At 66.3% G+C, this 16,414-nt stretch carries 14 protein-coding genes and 2 pseudogenes; 6 read left to right on the top strand and 10 right to left on the bottom strand.

The annotated features are described in order from the left end of the window. Window positions 1-103: 103 nt before the first annotated feature. Window positions 104-682: a TetR/AcrR family transcriptional regulator gene (locus ADBZ5N_RS11135; RefSeq protein WP_526257546.1), complete on the top strand. Its 579-nt coding sequence runs from the start codon at window positions 104-106 to the stop codon at window positions 680-682. A 27-nt stretch (window positions 683-709) separates the two neighbouring features. Here the strand turns inward: ADBZ5N_RS11135 and ADBZ5N_RS11130 are convergent, their stop codons facing one another. Next, a complete protein-coding gene (locus ADBZ5N_RS11130; protein WP_526257545.1) occupies window positions 710-1,597 on the bottom strand; it encodes a coiled-coil domain-containing protein in 888 nt (295 codons plus the stop codon). Between the two features lie 422 nt (window positions 1,598-2,019). Then, window positions 2,020-2,310: pseudogene (locus ADBZ5N_RS11125) on the bottom strand (hypothetical protein); the annotation flags it as partial. Between the two features lie 257 nt (window positions 2,311-2,567). Here ADBZ5N_RS11125 and ADBZ5N_RS11120 point away from each other — a divergent pair. From ADBZ5N_RS11120 to ADBZ5N_RS11105, 4 genes are all read left to right on the top strand, one after another. Next, window positions 2,568-3,281, top strand: a complete 714-nt coding sequence (locus ADBZ5N_RS11120; protein WP_526257544.1) for a carbonic anhydrase — start codon at window positions 2,568-2,570, stop codon at window positions 3,279-3,281. Between the two features lie 10 nt (window positions 3,282-3,291). After that, window positions 3,292-4,032 (top strand): sugar isomerase domain-containing protein, encoded by a 741-nt coding sequence (locus ADBZ5N_RS11115; protein WP_526257543.1) that lies wholly within the window; start codon window positions 3,292-3,294, stop codon window positions 4,030-4,032. 154 nt (window positions 4,033-4,186) lie between these two features. Further along, the gene (locus ADBZ5N_RS11110; RefSeq protein ID WP_526257542.1) at window positions 4,187-8,650 is read left to right on the top strand and encodes an HAD-IC family P-type ATPase; all 4,464 of its coding nucleotides are present in this window, start codon (window positions 4,187-4,189) and stop codon (window positions 8,648-8,650) included. 13 nt (window positions 8,651-8,663) lie between these two features. Further along, on the top strand, window positions 8,664-9,164 hold the full coding sequence (locus ADBZ5N_RS11105) for a hypothetical protein (protein ID WP_526257541.1): 501 nt from the start codon (window positions 8,664-8,666) through the stop codon (window positions 9,162-9,164). Window positions 9,165-9,198: 34 nt separating this feature from the next. Here the strand turns inward: ADBZ5N_RS11105 and ADBZ5N_RS11100 are convergent, their stop codons facing one another. The 6 genes from ADBZ5N_RS11100 to ADBZ5N_RS11075 all read right to left on the bottom strand — a co-directional run bounded on the left by ADBZ5N_RS11100 (window position 9,199) and on the right by ADBZ5N_RS11075 (window position 15,224). Then, the gene (locus tag ADBZ5N_RS11100; RefSeq protein WP_526257540.1) at window positions 9,199-9,882 is read right to left on the bottom strand and encodes an HAD family hydrolase; all 684 of its coding nucleotides are present in this window, start codon (window positions 9,880-9,882) and stop codon (window positions 9,199-9,201) included. A gap of 28 nt (window positions 9,883-9,910) precedes the next feature. After that, complete coding sequence (locus tag ADBZ5N_RS11095) at window positions 9,911-10,696, bottom strand: sugar phosphate isomerase/epimerase family protein (RefSeq protein WP_526257539.1); 786 nt, start codon at window positions 10,694-10,696, stop codon at window positions 9,911-9,913. Beyond that, a complete protein-coding gene (locus ADBZ5N_RS11090) occupies window positions 10,693-12,036 on the bottom strand; it encodes an MFS transporter (RefSeq protein ID WP_526257538.1) in 1,344 nt (447 codons plus the stop codon). The genes ADBZ5N_RS11095 and ADBZ5N_RS11090 overlap by 4 nt, the downstream gene beginning before the upstream one ends. A gap of 116 nt (window positions 12,037-12,152) precedes the next feature. Beyond that, the gene (locus ADBZ5N_RS11085; protein WP_526257537.1) at window positions 12,153-12,926 is read right to left on the bottom strand and encodes an HAD-IIA family hydrolase; all 774 of its coding nucleotides are present in this window, start codon (window positions 12,924-12,926) and stop codon (window positions 12,153-12,155) included. A gap of 20 nt (window positions 12,927-12,946) precedes the next feature. Next, entirely contained in the window at window positions 12,947-13,954 is a 1,008-nt protein-coding gene (locus tag ADBZ5N_RS11080; protein ID WP_526257536.1) for a ParB/Srx family N-terminal domain-containing protein, read from the bottom strand. Beyond that, window positions 13,944-15,224 carry an HAD family hydrolase gene (locus tag ADBZ5N_RS11075; RefSeq protein WP_526257535.1) on the bottom strand — a complete coding sequence of 427 codons (1,281 nt, stop codon included), beginning with the start codon at window positions 15,222-15,224 and terminating at the stop codon, window positions 13,944-13,946. The genes ADBZ5N_RS11080 and ADBZ5N_RS11075 overlap by 11 nt, the downstream gene beginning before the upstream one ends. Window positions 15,225-15,363: 139 nt before the next feature. Here ADBZ5N_RS11075 and ADBZ5N_RS11070 point away from each other — a divergent pair. Further along, a pseudogene (locus ADBZ5N_RS11070) lies at window positions 15,364-15,474 on the top strand (cysteine desulfuration protein SufE); the annotation flags it as partial. On the opposite strand, the gene ADBZ5N_RS11065 reads toward ADBZ5N_RS11070, so the two are convergent. Both ADBZ5N_RS11065 and ADBZ5N_RS11060 read right to left on the bottom strand, forming a co-directional pair. Further along, on the bottom strand, window positions 15,458-16,063 hold the full coding sequence (locus ADBZ5N_RS11065) for a phosphatase PAP2 family protein (RefSeq protein ID WP_526257547.1): 606 nt from the start codon (window positions 16,061-16,063) through the stop codon (window positions 15,458-15,460). The pseudogene ADBZ5N_RS11070 and the gene ADBZ5N_RS11065 overlap by 17 nt on opposite strands. Before the next feature lie 124 nt (window positions 16,064-16,187). Further along, the coding region (locus ADBZ5N_RS11060; protein ID WP_526257534.1) for an adenylate/guanylate cyclase domain-containing protein at window positions 16,188-16,414 on the bottom strand (227 nt) is incomplete at its 5' end.

The following is a 16,414-nucleotide window of genomic DNA, read 5'->3' as shown; positions in this document are numbered from 1 at the left end:
CCGGCGATGCCCGGAGTTCGAGGTCGACGAAAGCGGAATCCTCTGGGCTGGCGGCAATTACGTGCGGCGGCCGTTATCGGTTCCGGTTCGGATCGGAGACTGAGTGTCCAACTGGTTGGGACCGGCGCGCACGGCGGCGGCGTGTGACCGGATTCTCGACGCCGCCGGAGCCCTCTTCGCCGAACGTGGTGTGGAATCGGTCGGCATGAACGACATCGCCCGGGCGGCGGGCTGTTCCCGGGCAACGGTCTACCGATACTTCGAGAATCGGGAGATGCTGCACGCCGGCTACGTGCACCGGCACGCCCAGGCGATCAACCGGCAGCTTGCCGAGGAGGTCAGCGGTATCCGCGATCCGCAGGAACGCCTACTCACCGCAGTGACGACAGCCCTGCGGCTGGTGCGCGAAAACCCCGCGCTGGCAGCCTGGTTCAGGCGTACGGCGATCGGCGCCGAGGCAGCCGAGGGTTCTGAGGTGGTGCAGGCGATGACGGCCGGTTTCCTGCTCTCGGTGGACGCCGGGAACGCCGCGTCAGCCCGTCGGCAGGCACGCTGGCTGGTGCGAGTGCTGACGTCGTTTCTGACCGTCCCGGGCCGTGATCCCGCCGACGAGCGGGCCATGCTGGCAGAGTTCGTGGTTCCGATGATGGGGCCGGACAGGGTGGCGCGACCGGTCAGATGAGCACAGATGAGCTCAAATGGGGGAGAACTAGCGGACGGTGACGTGGATGTGGTCGAAATGCGCGGCCACCCGCCACAGGGTGTAGTCGACGCCGAAACGTGCTGCCTGGCTGTGAATGTCGGCGAGGATCACGTCGCCCAGCGCCATATCGTCGAGCATGATGTCGATGGCGCGGCCACTGGGGTGATCCGGAAGCGGATCGGCACGGACACCGCCGATGGACCGCACGCCCGGGTAGGTCGCGATGATGTAGGCCGCAAGGCTCCTGGCGTTGGGGACCAGGCCGCCCATCCCGACGGTGGGTACCGGGTTGACCAGACCCAACGCCTTAACGACCGCCGGTGACGGGGCCTGAGCCCGCTGCTCGGCGGGGGGCAGCAGCATGTAGCGGGCCTTGGCCTGGTTGATCTGCGTCTGCAACTCCGACTGCTTGCGGCGCAGATCCGCCCGCAGGGCGGCGGCCTCGTTGGCGGCGGCACGCGCCCCGGCCGCCGACACCGCCGACGCGGTCGCGGCGATCTGGGCTTCCTGGTCCACCCGGCGGTAGCTCTTCATCTGCTCGGCCATTTCGGTGGCCATGACCCGCTGGATGGACAGTTTGTCGATCAGGTTCGTCGGCGAGGCGGCGGTCAGAAGCGCGGTTTCAACGTCGGTGCGCCCGCCCATGTAGACCGCAGCAGCCAGATTGTTGACCGAACCCTGATAGGTGGCCAACTGCGCCCGGGTCGCGTCGAGAGCAGCCAAATCAGCGGCCTGCTTGTTGTCCGCCTCGGCGACCAGTTGGAGTTTCTGGTTCAGGTCCTGCTGGGCCGCGTTGATCGTGTTGGCCAACTCATCCGACTGCCGCGCCAGATCATCGAGATTTGCCACGCTGTCGTGGTCGGGTTCGGCGTGAACGACGCCGGCGGTGGCCATGCTCAGCGTGGTAAACCCGACCATCATTGCGACAAGCGGCTTACAGACAACTGATTTCGCCGCCAACGCGGGGTGAAACTTCAAGACTTCGCATCCTTTGACTGCTGTCGACGGCGTCTTCGTCGATCTGCCTGTCCTGTGCTCTAGGTCCCGGTCAGGTTACGAAAGTGGCGTCGTCGTTGTCCAACTGTGGGCCTAAGAATTTTGCTCAGAACTGAGGCCACAGCAGCCACGCCTGTCTCACAACGGTATTCGAGTGGGGAACATTAATGCGCTCCTGTTGCTACAGCAAAAGAGCGATACCGGAAGGCTGCCACGTCAGTAGGGCTTTGGCGACGCCTTTTCGGCCAGGCAACCCTGTGTGACCGTTGCGCGACTGCCGGTTGGCAAATGGGTGGCCATTAGCCAACTCGAGCACATCTTCACCCGGTCTGACCGGCGAACACCTGCGGCCGAGCATTACGCGAGCGGCGAAGGGCATTGAGTGGGTCGGCGTAGAGCGCGCTCAACGAGACAACGCCGGCACCTGCCTCCTGCACTCGGTTGCCGAACCTCGTTACGCGAATGTCGCGGCCTGGCAGAAGCGATCCTTTGACCGAGGCGGCGCTAACCTGCCGCAGACCTTCGGGGTATTCGGTGAAGGCTTGACCTCCCACCACCACGTCGTCGGGATTGAGGATGTCGCGAAGCAGAGCGGTCAGCGCCGACAACAGCCCTGGTTCCCACGAATCTGCGGCACGGCGCAAGTGTCACACGGGTGCGCCCGGGCCCCGGCCGCGAAGGCAATCACCACAGGCACGTTCCGATCAGAGGGTTCCTTTGCCCAGACCGGACACTCCCCAGCGTGAAGCCATGATCAGCGACCGCACATACATCTAGCGGGCCTTCTGCGCGACTTCCAATCAGATGGAACCAAATTCGGCAGCGGTCTGCTTGGATCGGCTTAATCCACCGCATCCAGGGAGAACAGTTGAGCGCAGTACAAGACCCGGGGATCAACCGCTCCCGCCGCGTCGCGTTGGCGGCCCTGCCTGCGGTCACAGTCGGGCTCGCCGCCTGCAGCCAGGACAGTTCACCGGAAAAAATCAGCCGGGATGCCGGCCCGGCACCGCGACCGGCGACCCCGCAGGAGGCCGTCGACCTGTTGATGCAGGGCAACGCCCGGTTCGCCGACCGCAAACCGCAAGTCCGCGACGTTGCAGACATCGAGATTCTGTGGACCCAGGTCGCGACCGGGCAGGAACCGTTCGCGATGGTGCTCGGCTGCGCAGACAGCCGGTTGGCGCCCGAACTGGTCTTCGATCAGTTCGTCGGGGACATCTTCGTGGTCCGCGAGGCGGGAAACATCGCCGATTCCCCGACCAACCTCGGCAGTCTGGAGTTCGGGCATGCGGTGCTCAAGGCCAAAGCGTTGGTGGTTCTTGGTCATTCAGCGTGCGGTGCGGTGAAAGCCGCGTTCGAAGACGCCACCCCGGGTAACAACATTCAGGCCATCGTCGACCGCATCAAGCCTGGGATCGCCGGAGCGACGGACATCGACGATGCCATCGTCCGCAACGTGAAAGCGGTTATCGACCGGGTGCGTCGCGGCAGCACGCTGCTCGCCGAGGCTGAGCGGGTCGGGGCCCTTGGCATCGTCGGCGCCGTCTACGACATCAAAACGGCCACTGTGCGAATGGTTTAGTCGGACCCCGATGAGCAGGTACGCCGAGGAATACCTGGACACCGTCAGCGCACTGCTGCAGCGCGTGCGCGACGAGCAACTGCCCGCTCTGGAGGAAGCCGCGTCGCAAATCGCCGACTGCATCATCGCGGGCGGACTCTGGCATGTGTTCGGCAGCGGGCACTCCCAACTCTTGGCCGCCGAGTTGTTCTACCGGGCCGGTGGACTGGTTCCGGTGAACGCGATTTTGGATGTGCCGCTGTCGGTGATGGTCAACGCCCGACGATCTACCTGGCTGGAACGGGTTCCCGGCTATGCCGAGCAACTGCTGCAGGACGAACCGGTGCAGGCCGGCGACGTAGTGCTGGTGATCTCCAATTCCGGCCGCAACGCCGTGCCCATCGAAGTGGCGCTGGCCGCCAAGGCACGCGGCGCCACGGTCCTGGCGCTGACCTCCGTGGTTTTCTCCCGTCGAGTCAATTCGCGGCACCCCAGCGGGCGGAAACTTCTCGACTGTGCCGACCTGGTTTTCGACAACTACGGCGCCGACGGCGATGCCGCCGTGCGGGTTGACGGATGTCCCACTGCCGTCTCGGCGACATCCACCGTCGTCGGCAGCGCACTCGTGCAGGCGTTGGTCGCCGCCACGGTGGCCGAATTGCAGCGGCGGGGCCACCATGCGCCGGTCTGGCAGAGCGCCAACGGTGAGGCCGGGGAGCACAGCAATGCTGCCTACCTCGCCGAGTATCAGGGCCGGATCAAACGACTGTAGTTTCCGCGGCTCCACCGCCTGGTTGAGAGTCTTTTGGCCCCGTGTTCTGTTCACTGTCACCGGATACCGTGAAAGCGTGATTAGACCGCCGAGGGGTTGGGGGCTGGCGGCGATAGTGGGGGCTCCTCTGCAGATTGCCGCAGACGGCCTCCGCATGGCGACCACGACCACCGCCGTGGTCGCAGGTGCGGCAGGGGCAGCCGCCCTGGTCGGCGGTTCGGCGGCCACCCGCGCCGGTGTAACCCTGCTTGATGCCCTCCCCGGGGCGCGCACCGCGACGCGCACGGTGGCGACCCTGGCTCTTGAAGCCGTCGGAGGCCCTCCGGCCCGACGGGTCAGCCGCCACGGCCGGCGGCATTGGATTGAGGTTCGCGGACTATCAGGTCCCGACGCCGAGGCCATCGCCCATGACGTGCTCGAGCACGTGCGCGCGGTTCCCGGAGTCATCGACGCGGTGATCAACCGATCCGTTTCCAGGGTCGTGATCACCACCACTCCGGAGTGCGCCCAGCAGACGTTGCCGGGTGTCGTCGCCGACGCCGAACGCAAGGCCCACCGGCCGAAGTCGCATCGCCCCCACAGCCTTCCCGGTGACGATGCCCTTCTGGTGGCACGGGCCCTCGGGGCCGTTGCCGCCGGCGCCAGCCTCGGCCTGTCGCTGACCGGCGCCACGATGCGACTGCTTCCCGGCCTGCCCAAAATCGTTGCCGTCGTGCCGACTCTGGCGGATCAAGTCCCCGCCGTCCGGCATCAACTGGTCCACGCGCTGGGTAACGAGGGAACCGATCTTCTGCTAACGGTGCTCAACGCGGCGGCCAATGTTCTCACGTTATCGCCGACCGCCGCCGCCGCGGACGCGGCAACCCGTACCCTGCTCGTCAACGAAGCCTGGGCCGTGCGTCAGGCCTGGCACCGTCACGAGCCGGGTTTCGCCGCACAGAGCCCCGAAGGTCTCCACCCCCGCCGCGGCACAACGGTTTTCGCTGACGGTCCAGGGGAGGACTACGCCAACCAGGCCGGTTGGATCGGTGTGGCCGCTGCCGCGGTGATCGGCGCCCTGTCGCGAAGTCCCGCTATCGCCGGCGCCACAGCACTGGTGGCGGCCCCCAAGCCCTCCCGCGCGGCGCGAGAAGCATTCGGCTGTGCCATGACCCGCGGGCTCACCACGCAGCACGAAACGGTGATCATCCGGCCACGGGCCTTGCGGGCGCTGGATCGGGTCGATGCCATCGTCATCGACCCGCGCGCCCTCTACACCGCCCAACTCGTGGTCAGCCGGGTACGGGGTGTGGCCGGGGCCCGGCGCACCACGGCGTGGCAGGCTGCCCAGGCCTCCCTCGAAGCAGGCCTGATCGGGCCCGGCTGGCACCGCTGTTCGGCAATCCCCTCTGCCGGCACCGGGGGTGAGGTGCTGGTGAGCCCCCTGCGCGACCCACTGGCCACCGCGGTGGTCAGCGCAGCCCGCCGGACCGGCGCCCAGGTTATATCGGTCAACGACGACGGCTTGCGCTCGCTGCGGCAGGGATTCGACCGCCTCCACCCGATAGTCGGTTCGCTCGATGATGCCCTGGCCGACGCCGTCACCTCGCTCCGTGTCGACGGCGCGACGGTGGTATTGCTGACCACCTCGGCGATGGCCGCCCAACATGACGCCGACATCACCATCGGGATCACCGGTGAGCATGGGCCGCCCTGGGGCGCCGACCTATTCGTGCCCGATCTACCGGCGGCATGGCGGATTCTTCGGGCCATTCCCGCCGCCCGCGATGCGAGCGCCCGGGGGGTGCGCCTATCGCTGTCCGGTTCGGCGATCGGGGCGCTGATGCTGATCCCCGGTGTGCCCGGATACGGTCCCGACGCCGTCAACACCACCGTCTTCGCCGGGCTGTGGACGGGTTTTCGCTCAGGAAGCAAGGTTTTCGACGAGCCACTGCCCAGCGCTGAACCAGGTCAGGAATGGCATGGCCTGTCGGTCGACGAAGTCTATCGTCTGCTACCGCAGCCACCGACGATCCCTGATCAGACTCAGCAGGCCCCGCCAATTCTGTTGGTACCGGCTCGATTCGCGCTCGTCACAGCCGGAAAGGCCTGGTCTATCGCCAGCGGTCTGGCCGGGGAGTTCCGGGCGAATCTCGCCGACCCGATCACCCCGATACTGGCCACCGGTGCGGTGGCCAGCGCGCTGCTCGGATCACCCTTGGACGCCGCGTTGGTCAGTAGTGTCCTGCTCACCAACACCGCACTGTCGACCCAGCAGCAACTGCACGCGCAGCGCACGCTGCGCCGCCTGCTGGCCGTCCAGGATCCCCCGGCCCGACGGCGGGTTGGACAATTCGAGGACGGCACCTGCGAAGACGTCGCGGCGGCAGCGTTGCGTCCCGGTGACGTCATCGAGGTGCGTCCGGGCGACGTGGTACCCGCCGACGCGCGGCTTATCGGGGCCGACAACGTCGAGATCGACGAGTCGCGCCTGACCGGCGAGTCGCTACCGGTGCCCAAGCACACCGATCCGGCTCCGGGCGCTCCCCTGGCGGAGCGGTCCTGCATGATCTACGCCGGCTGCACCGTTGTTGCCGGTACCGGTACCGCCGTGGTCACCGCGATCGGCCCCGCAACCGAGGTGATGCGGGCCGTCGCCATGGCGCCCACAACAAGTCGCGAGATCGGTCTGCCCTATCAGCTGGCCCGCATCACCAGACGCGCGCTGCCCTGGACCTTGGGCGGGGGCGCGCTGGTCGGGTTGTTGAGCGTGGTGCGTGGGTCGACGCTGCGGGCGGCGGCGGGCAGCGCGGTCGCCGTGAGCGTGGCCGCCGTCCCCGAGGGTCTGCCGTTGGTCGCCACGCTCGCGCAACTGGCCGCCGCGCGTAAGCTCAGCAGCCAGAACGTGCTCATCCGCAACCCCAACTCGGTAGAGGCGCTCGCCCGTCTCAAGGTGGTGTGTTTCGACAAGACGGGCACCCTCAGTGAGAACCGCCTGCAGGTCAAACGGGTGTGCCCGCTGACCGGCCATACCCGGACCACCGTTCTCGCCGCGGCGGGCAGCACCGTCGTCGCCCACGACGGTAAGACGGACCACGCCACGGACGAGGCGATCCGCCAGGCGGCGGCCGACACCGCCGCCGCTGACCGGAAAGCCCTCCTTCCCTTCCAGTCGGGACGACCGTTCGCCGCATCGCTGACCGGGAATCGCCTAACGATCAAGGGTGCTCCTGAAGTGATAGCGGCCGCCGTGGCCGGCACCTGGCCTGAGTTGGCGTCGACCACCGCCGACCTCGCCGCTGAGGGGCTGCGGGTGCTGGCAGTCGCGGAGCGGACGTTGACCCCCCGCCAGGCGGCGCGTGCCGCCGCCGAACCGGCAGCGATGGAACGGCTCTGCCGGTCGGGTCTGAAACCACTGGGTTTGCTCGGCCTGGCCGACACGCCCCGCGCAACTGCAGCACCGTTATTGGCCGAATTGAGTGCCCGTGGCGTCGGGATACGGCTGATCACCGGAGACCACCCGGTGACCGCCCTGGTCATCGCACACGAACTCGGCCTGGCGGTCACCGATGACCAGGTGGTCACCGGCGGCGACTGGGAGGCGATGTCCGCTGAGGAACGCGCGGCGGCCGTCGCCGACTGCGTGGTGTTCGCCAGGATGTCCCCCGAACACAAGGTCGACGTTGTTCAGACGCTCGAACGTATCGGCCTGGTCACCGCGATGGTCGGTGATGGTGCCAATGACGCCGCCGCAATTCGTGCCGCCAGTGTCGGGATCGCGGTCGCCGCGGCGGGCAGCGATCCCGCGCGAAGCTCAGCCGACATGTTGCTGCTCGACGGGCACATCGAGGCACTCCTCGCCGCACTGGACGAAGGCGATCAGCTGTGGCGGCGGGTCCAGTCTGCGGTGTCGGTCCTGCTCGGCGGCAATGCCGGAGAAGTGATGTTCGCACTGTTGACCGCACTGGTCACCGGCCGATCGGTACTCAACGCGCGGCAAATGCTGCTGGTCAACATGCTCACCGACGCGCTGCCCGCCGCGGCGTTGGCGGTCAGCAGCCAGGACGGCACACCAACCGTGGACCGTGACGAGCAGGCGATGTGGCGAGCGATCGCCGTCCGTGGAACAGCGACGACTGCCGGCGCGACGCTGGCCTGGCTGATGGGACGGCTGACCGGGACCCAGCGGCGCGCGGCAACCATCGCTCTGATCGGTCTGGTGTGCACACAACTCGCGCAAACCGTCGCCGACTCGCGCAGCCCGTTGGTGGTGGCGACCACAGCCGGATCGTTTCTGGCACTGGCCGGGGTGATCAGCACTCCCGGGCTGAGCCAGCTGTTCGGCTGCATGCCGATTGACCCGCTGGGATGGGGTCAGGCCTTTGCCGCCACCGGGGCCGCCTCATTGCTCAGTCTGTACGCGCCCAGGCTGCTGGAGCGGCTGCTTCCGTTTCCGGAAACCTCACTCCTCGACGACGATGACGCCGACTTGGACGAGGACGGCGTAAAGCTCGCGGACGACGGGGGTGATCAACCGCGTACCGAGGTCCACAAGCACGTCGCTTCCAGCGAAGCTGGACTTATCAGTCATAAGCCCAGGCAAGCCCCCGCCGGTGACCGAAAAAAGACACTCAAGTGAATAGGACACGAACATGTTCCTGACAGACAAACTCATTGCCGCCCAGCGCGAAGCGTCCCGGCAGGTGGCCGAGGGCAAGGTGTATTCGATTGAGTTGCCGATGGTGGGCCGGGTTCCGGTGCCCTCTCCGCGGCAGCTTGCCCTCTACGCCGCATTGGCGGGACTGGCAGCAGTCGAACTGATCGACTGGCCGGTGGCACTGGCGATGGGTGTCGGCTCAGCGGTGGTCTCCCGCCAACTCGGTGACGTGGCGGCCAAGGAGCAGGAACTGGCCGTAACGATTGAGCAGGAAATCGCGGCATCTCACGGGGAAGGAACTGCCGCACCGGCCAAGGCCGCAACGGCCGTGCAGAAGGCCCCAGCACAAAAAGTCCCAGCAGAAAAGGTGGCGGCGAAAAAGACCCCCGCGAAACAGGCTCCCGCCAATAAGGTCCCGGCTGAGAAGGTCCCGGCCAAGAAGGTCCCGGCCAAGAAGGTCCCAGAGAAGAGGACGTCCCCGCGGGCGAAGGCCTGACGAGCGTCGGCCACGCCACGTCAGCCGGTCACCGCTACCCCGTGACGCCGACCAGCGCATCCAGGAACGCGATGTCGACCTCCATGAGGTCCGATACTGCAACCACTCCGGGCTCGGGGTCCAGCGCAACCAAGTGGGGAATTGCGATGACGGTCAGTCCCGCCGCACGTGCGGCGCGCACACCGGTTTTGGAATCCTCGCACGCCACCGAGGTGGCGGCTGTGCGCCCCAACCGCTCAAGGGCCAACAAGTAGGGGGCCGGATGGGGTTTGGTGACAGCCACATCGTCGCCGGTAACCACCGTGTCGAACCCGAGGGCATGAACGTCGTGGAATACGCCCTCCACCAGGGGCATTCTGCTCGCCGTCACCAGCGCCGTCGCGATCCCGCAATCGTGCAGACGAGCCAGTAGTTCCCGGGCCCCCGGGCGCCAGGCTATGTCATTGGCGTGCAACCGGGCGATCAGATTGTCCATCATACGGGTGGAAACTTCCTCGAAAGTTCGTGCACCGCCTAGCTTTTCCAGCATGTACTGCGTGGCCGGCACCACAGGTACGCCGAGTAGCGCCGCATGATCGTGATCGGTCCAGGGCACGTCGTAGTGGGCGAAGGTAGCCACTTCTGCGGCGTGCCAGTGCTCGTCGGTGTCGACCAGGGTGCCGTCCATGTCGAAAAGCACCGCCTCAATGCCGCTGCGCCTCCGCTGGCCCTGGGTCATTTCAGTCGCGATTCGCGCATGGCAGCGATCATCGCGCGGCTTCCGCGGCGATGTGGGTCAAGATCTCGGACAGCGAATAGCGCAGCGGGCTTATCTCGTAGGTGACGACGCCGTCGTAGCCGATGCCGGACAGGATTGCGGGTAGTTCGGCGGTGATGTCGTTGCCGTCGCCAGGCAACAGGTGTAAGTCGGAGACCCCGTCATTGTCTGAAAGGTGGATGGCCCGCACCGACGAACCGAGGGTGTCGAACACGTCGGTCAGAGCGATTCCGCCGGCAGCGGCGTGGCTGGTGTCCAGGGTTGCGCCGCAGCCGATGTCGTTGAGGAGCTGCGACCACTCCGCCAGGTTGGACGCCATGATGTGGGTGTAGCCGAGTTTGTCGGGGATCAGGTTCTCCAGCAGAAGTTCGATTCCGAGGCCGGCGGCGTCGACATGCAGCGTCGAGGTGAATTCGACGAGCCTGGGGAGCTTGGCTTCCCGGTCGACCGCGCTGGCGGCGTACCCGCCGTGCAGGACGGCGTGGACTCCCCCGGAATCGGCCAGCCGACGTAGCCACTCCCGGTTGCGTTGCAGGGCGAGATCGGCGACAACGGGGTCGTCGGAGACCGGGTTGAGGTCGTGGAAGGGCAGGTGGACACCGACCTGCAGACCGTGTCGGGCGGCGGCCCGGATCTCCCCGGCGGCGTCGGGGTGCTCGGTCCAGATCTCGACGCCGTCAACAGCTCCGCAGTCGCGGACTGCCGCGAAGTCCCCGTCGGTGGGCCGTTCGCCGGCGCTCCACATGCTCAGCCAGATCGTGCCGGGAATGCTCATGGGTGGGCCAGCTCGCCTTCGTAATCGCCCTCCTTGGCCAAGACCTCCAAACTCTGACCCTTGGTCTCCGGCGCCATCTTCACGCAGATGATCAGGGCGATCATGGCGACCGCGAAGAAGAAGCCCAATGCGGCCTGCTGACCCCAGGCCGCAATCATGCCGGGGAAGACCAACACGCCCGCGATCGAGCCGATCCGGCTGACGCTGGTGGCGAAACCCATACCGGTGGCCCGCACTCCGGTCGGGTACAGCTCGGTCGGGTAGACGAAGTTCAGGATCCCGCCGCCCATGTTGGCGAAGAGCACGGCGAAGCTGAACAGCGCGACGAGGAAGCCCAGACCGGGTGCCGGGGTGAGAGTGAGGATCAGCAGGGCAGTAGCCAAGCCGGCGAAGGAGGTGATGATCAGCGGTCGCCTGCCCCACCTGTCGGCCAGGTTGAGACCGACGACTGCGCCGATGAGCCCGACGAGGGCCACCACACCCGACCCGAGGTAGGCGATCGTTCGACTGCCTGCTTCGTTGAACTCGCTGAGAATGGTCGGGGTGTAGATCGTGATGCCGTAGTAGGCGATCGCGTAGCACGTCCAAAAGCCGGTGACGAAGATCGTGATCCGCCGGTACTTCTGGTTGAACAGGGCGCTGATCGGCTGCTTGGTGATCCGGCCGGTCGGGATCTCGACGTCATGGCCGGTAAGTTCACGCATGATCTTCTGGGCGTCTTCTTCCCGGCCGACCGAGGCCAGCCAACGCGGCGACTCGGGCAGAGTCCGCCTGGCGATGAGCACGATCACGGCGAGGATCGCGCCGACCAGGAACATATAGCGCCAGGAGTTCGGCCCCAGGGGTTCGAGCAGGATTCCCGTGATGTAAGCCGCGAGTGCCCCGACGAACCACATGGCTCCAAGACTGCCACTGTGCGCACCGCGCGCCTTCGAGGAACTGAACTCAGCCACCAGCGTCGCCGAAATCGGGTAGTCCGCACCGATGCCGAGGCCGAGTAGGAACCGGAACACGATGAGCGACAATGGGTTCCAGGCGAAGGCAGCGCACAGAGCGAAGACGACAAAGCAGACCAGGTCGAGCAGGTACATCGCCTTGCGGCCGTACTGGTCGGTCAGCCTGCCGCCCCAGGTGGCTCCGATCAGCGCACCGATGATCGCCGACGCCGAGATCAGCGCGATGGTGGCTGGGCTCATGCCGGGGAAGTAGTCCTTGAGTACCGGCAGAGCCACCGCGATGATCACCAGGTCGAACCCGTCGAGGAAGGTGCCGGCACCGGAGAGCAACGTGATCTTGCGCCGCAACCGGTTGAGTTGGGGGGTCTCCAGCTTTTCGAACATCAGCACTCTTCCCGTCGTGGCCGATTCGGCGCTCGTACCTTGACGTACGCCGTTTACCTTGCGGTTGCGAGCCGCCTGCCAAAAGGTGAACGCCTTTCTATCAGTGAATCAACCGGCTAGACGAGGTCGATCACCTCAGCGATGGAAGGCAGCACCCGGGCGGGCCGGAAGGGAAAGCGATCGACGTCCTCCACTGCGGTGGAACCGGTGAGCACGAGGATGGTCTCCAGTCCTGCCTCGATGCCCGCCACCACGTCGGTGTCCATTCGATCTCCCACCATCACGGTGCTCTCGGAGTGGCCCTCGATGCGATTCAACGCGCTTCGAAACATCATCGGATTCGGCTTGCCGACGAAGTACGGCGCCTTTCCGCAGGCCTTGGTGATGAGGGCCGCCACCGAGCCCGTGGCGGGGATCGGGCCCTCGGCCGAGGGCCCCGTCACGTCGGGGTTGGTGGCGATGAATCGGGCTCCGTCACCGATCAGCCTGATCGCCTTGGTGATCGCTTCGAACGAGTAGGTCCGCGTTTCGCCCAAGACGACGAAATCCGGATCGCTGTCGGTGAGCGTGTAGCCCACTTCATGCAGCGCCGTGGTGAGTCCGGCCTCCCCGATCACGTAGGCGGACCCCTTGGGCAGCTGGTCGTCGAGGAAGGTCGCCGTCGCCAGCGCCGATGTCCAGATAGCCGATTCGGGAACGGCCAAACCGGTGCGGGCCAACCGAGCCGCCAGATCCCGCGGCGTGAAGATCGAATTGTTGGTGAGGACCAGGAACCGGCGGTCCTTTTCGATCAGCCGGGCGAGGAACTCCGCCGCTCCCGGCAATGCCTGGCCCTCGTGGACCAGTACCCCATCCATATCGGTGAGCCAGCTCTGGGCTGTTGTTCGCATGGAACTCCTGGAATGACGGGCTAGCGAGTCGTCTTGTAATCCATCGACAGGGCCAGCTTTCCCGGCTTTGCCGAATCGACCGGCTGCCCAAGCGCCTCGAAGGCCTTCTCGCCGAATTCCTTCATCCGTCCCAGCTGTTCGGCGGTGCGCGAGCCGGCGATCTCGGTATCACCCGGCAACGCCACGATCGCCTTGCCGATGTTGCCGACCAGGGTCTGATACGAAGCCAGCTCGGTGAGGGTGAAGTTCCCCGGTTGCAGGCCGGGGTCAGCCTGGGAACGCAGCCAGGCACCCCAGTAGAATTCCTGGAACGCGGGGCTGTTGTCGTCTTGGGCGTAACCGACGTCGCGGACGAAATACAGCACCCCGCGGTATTGGTCGTTGGCGAACTGCTTCAAGCCCAGGCTGGCGGGAAGTTTCTGCGGTTCAACGGGATTGCCCTCGGAGTCCTGGAGCCAGGTCCATCCGCGATCCCGCATCTCTGGCCAGAACGCCCCGGGATCGAGCCGGGACAGGTTCCCGGCGACCTTGAGCCTGATGGAAGTGTCAGGTCCCCCGCCGGGCGCCTCCCAGAACGAGGTCAGTGTGTGGTGGCCATCGGTGAGATAGACCTGACCACCGGGCCCGATCACAACGGTCTTCATCGCGGCGGTGCTTTCCGGGGTTTCCGAACCGACCGCAATCCCGCACGAGAATGACGCGGGGTCGGCGATCACGGAGTCAGGCTGGGCCGCCTTCAGCCCGGTTTGGCCGTTGGTGGCGCACCACGCGTCCAGTAGCTGCCGCGCAGCGTCCGGGCCCAGGGTGTATCGACCGAGGCGGTAGTAGACCTCGTCGTAACCTAACGACGGCTGGGTGGGCCGCAGTTCGCTGAGGCGAACCTCGAGAAGCTCACCGGGGGCGGCGGCGCAGAAGCGTTCGTTCGCCGCCGGGCATGCAGTTGCGGGGCCCGCCTGTTTGGCGGGTGTGTTGCAGGCAGCCAACACTGCGGTTGCTGCCACCACCGCCGCGACCCGGTCAGCACGCATCGAAAGAGCCCAGTCGTCCGGTGGCCGCGAGGGTCGTCAGCGATTTGTCGGCGGTTGCGGACACGGTGGCGTCGGCCGCGGTTTTGGTGGCCATCTCGCACTTAGTGGGCAGGAACCCCGCCGGCGCGGTGTTGATCGTCGGCTGCAGCATCCAGTTCGCGTCGGGAGCCTTGCCGATTTCATCGGCGAATCCCGCTGCGAGATCAGGTTTGTTCATCCGGCTGACGACCAGCCGGTTGGGGGCGCGGTTGAGCATTTCGACGTCACCCATCGAATCGCCGGCGACGAGGAACAGTTCGCCCCGGGTGATGATGTTGTCGATTGCTCCGGTCTTGCCGCCGCGCCAGGACGTCAGGCCGTCGGGCAGCGCCAGAATCTCCAACTGGGACAGCCGGGCAGGGTCCAGATTGATGTAGGCAACGTCCGGTGTTTGGTGCGTGAGCTGGTAATCCGAAACCAGCTTGCCGTTGCTGCGGTCCTTCATCAGGGTCGTGATCGCGACGACGTGGTCCAGGGGTACCGCCGCGTCGGCGCCGTACTTGGCGACGATCGCCGGATTCAGCGCGTTCTGCACCATCCACCGCACCGCCCAGCCGATCCCCGCCGACACGATCCACACGTCGTAGCCGCGGCTGCGCAGATTGCCGTAGAGATCAGCCATCTGCGGATAAATGAACGGTCGGCCGGCGCCGAGGATTTTCGACTGGGTCCCCGATCCGAGATCGGCCATCGCGGAACCGTCGTTGTAAACCGCTTCGGTTTGGGTGACGAAGTCACCGACCGTGCGGCCGGCGAATGCCGACGCCGGCATGGGAAGTGAGGAGTACTCGCGGAAGGGGTCGGCCTCGCCGCCGGATGCCAACAGCGCCTCGTAGTAGTCGTAGACACCTTTGGCGATCGACATCTGGGTTCCGTCGTCAGCGGTGAACGGAGGGAACATCCCCGGGGGCAGGCTCTGTGGTTCGACCGCGTTGGCTTGTTGCGCCTGTGCCAAGATCGCCTCGCTGATGTCACGGGCCTGGGTGGTGTTGTCGAAGTCGAAGACCACCTTTTTGCCCTGACCGGCGGAGTCTGAGATCAGCGTGGCCAGTTTCTCGTAGACGGTGTCGGTCCACCCGGCCCGGTCCAGCGCCGGCCCATCCTGAACCGCGCCCGCCGGCGGATCACTCGGTTTGTTCCTGTCGGCTGCCGTTGGCGGCGATCCTGCGCAGCCGGACAGGGCAGCAACCGCGAGGACGGCCGCAAGGACGCGTGGTGACCCGGAGAACACCGGCTAATACTGCAACCAATTGGATATGCCCACAATGGAATTCACCATGAATAGTGGCGTTGTTAACCCTGTCATCACGTTGGAGCTCGCTCCCGACCGGGAGCGCAGGCAGTACCGGGCCGAAACGGGTGCGGGGGCAGCAACGGCGGTTCCCGACTTCTACGGCGAACTTGGGCCGGCCAGGTTGATCAGCCCCCTGCGGTTGCGCGGAATGTCGGCGATGCCGACCCGGATCAAACGGAGGCTGCGCGGCCAGCTGCGGCGAGGACTGCCGAACCGGCAGCGACGATCGCGCCACCGAGAAGCATCCCGCCGATTACGTCGGTGAACGTATGGGCGCCGATGTAGAGCGCGAGGTAGGCGACGAACAGCACGGCGCAGGTCACCAGGACGGCCAGTGCGGTCTTGACGGCCCGACTCCGTCCCGCTCCCAGGCAGACCGCGATCATCCCCAGCAGCGCCGCGGTTCCGGTGACATGTCCGGAGGGAAACGTGTGCGGATAGTGCAGCAGTGGTCCGGATGTGGCCGTCCGTCCGATGACGGACTTGAGGGTGGCTTCGACCGCCGCACCCACCCCGACTCCGCCGACCACAGACAGCGCCGGGACCGCCGATCTGGCCCGCGCGGACAGCAGCGCGCCGCATACGGCCGCCACGACGAGGACGTGGATCGGCCTACCCAGGTAGCCGAAGATCCCAGCGTCCTCGCGGTTCCGCTCGCGGTTGCGGTGGGCGTCAAACCACTCCGCCACAGCGGTGTCGATTCCCGACAAAGGATCGCTGTTGATACCTGCCGCGACGGCGAGCAGAGCGGCGAACAACCCGACCGCAACGAGCATGCGTTTCACGTTCGGTCACCCTAGTCGGGGACGGGTCAGGACCGCTCGGACGCGAAGGCACTGGCCGTTGTTGTCGTCGTCGCCCCGTTTTGCACTCTGGCTGTCGGGCCGCACACCCGGCGGCCTACTTGGCCCGACGCAGGCGATAGCTGGGCAATTGAAGGTACCCCCGGACGTGACGCGGCGGGCGGCCCGACAGGCTGAACTGCTTGACACCCCTGATCTCGGCAGCCATCGCCTGGTCGATCCGGATGGTCTCCTTGGGGGCGAGGCTCGACAGTCGGGCCGCGACATTGACCACCGGGCCGTAGACGTCTCCGCCGCGGTACAACACTTGGCCGAACGCAAGGC

It is taken from the genome of Mycobacterium sp. (assembly GCF_044370595.1).
GTDB lineage: Bacteria > Actinomycetota > Actinomycetes > Mycobacteriales > Mycobacteriaceae > Mycobacterium.
This window is presented reverse-complemented; position numbering and strand designations above follow the sequence as displayed.

What these genes read in the sequence shown, in the direction of transcription:
- ADBZ5N_RS11090 (WP_526257538.1), bottom strand. Translation starts at nt 12,036, where the DNA reads ATGTTCGAAAAGCTGGAGACCCCCCAACTCAACCGGTTGCGGCGCAAG.
- ADBZ5N_RS11110 (WP_526257542.1), top strand. Translation starts at nt 4,187, where the DNA reads ATGGCGACCACGACCACCGCCGTGGTCGCAGGTGCGGCAGGGGCAGCC.
- ADBZ5N_RS11095 (WP_526257539.1), bottom strand. Translation starts at nt 10,696, where the DNA reads ATGAGCATTCCCGGCACGATCTGGCTGAGCATGTGGAGCGCCGGCGAA.
- ADBZ5N_RS11065 (WP_526257547.1), bottom strand. Translation starts at nt 16,063, where the DNA reads ATGCTCGTTGCGGTCGGGTTGTTCGCCGCTCTGCTCGCCGTCGCGGCA.
- ADBZ5N_RS11080 (WP_526257536.1), bottom strand. Translation starts at nt 13,954, where the DNA reads ATGCGTGCTGACCGGGTCGCGGCGGTGGTGGCAGCAACCGCAGTGTTG.
- ADBZ5N_RS11085 (WP_526257537.1), bottom strand. Translation starts at nt 12,926, where the DNA reads ATGCGAACAACAGCCCAGAGCTGGCTCACCGATATGGATGGGGTACTG.
- ADBZ5N_RS11115 (WP_526257543.1), top strand. Translation starts at nt 3,292, where the DNA reads ATGAGCAGGTACGCCGAGGAATACCTGGACACCGTCAGCGCACTGCTG.
- ADBZ5N_RS11105 (WP_526257541.1), top strand. Translation starts at nt 8,664, where the DNA reads ATGTTCCTGACAGACAAACTCATTGCCGCCCAGCGCGAAGCGTCCCGG.
- ADBZ5N_RS11100 (WP_526257540.1), bottom strand. Translation starts at nt 9,882, where the DNA reads ATGACCCAGGGCCAGCGGAGGCGCAGCGGCATTGAGGCGGTGCTTTTC.
- ADBZ5N_RS11130 (WP_526257545.1), bottom strand. Translation starts at nt 1,597, where the DNA reads ATGGCCACCGCCGGCGTCGTTCACGCCGAACCCGACCACGACAGCGTG.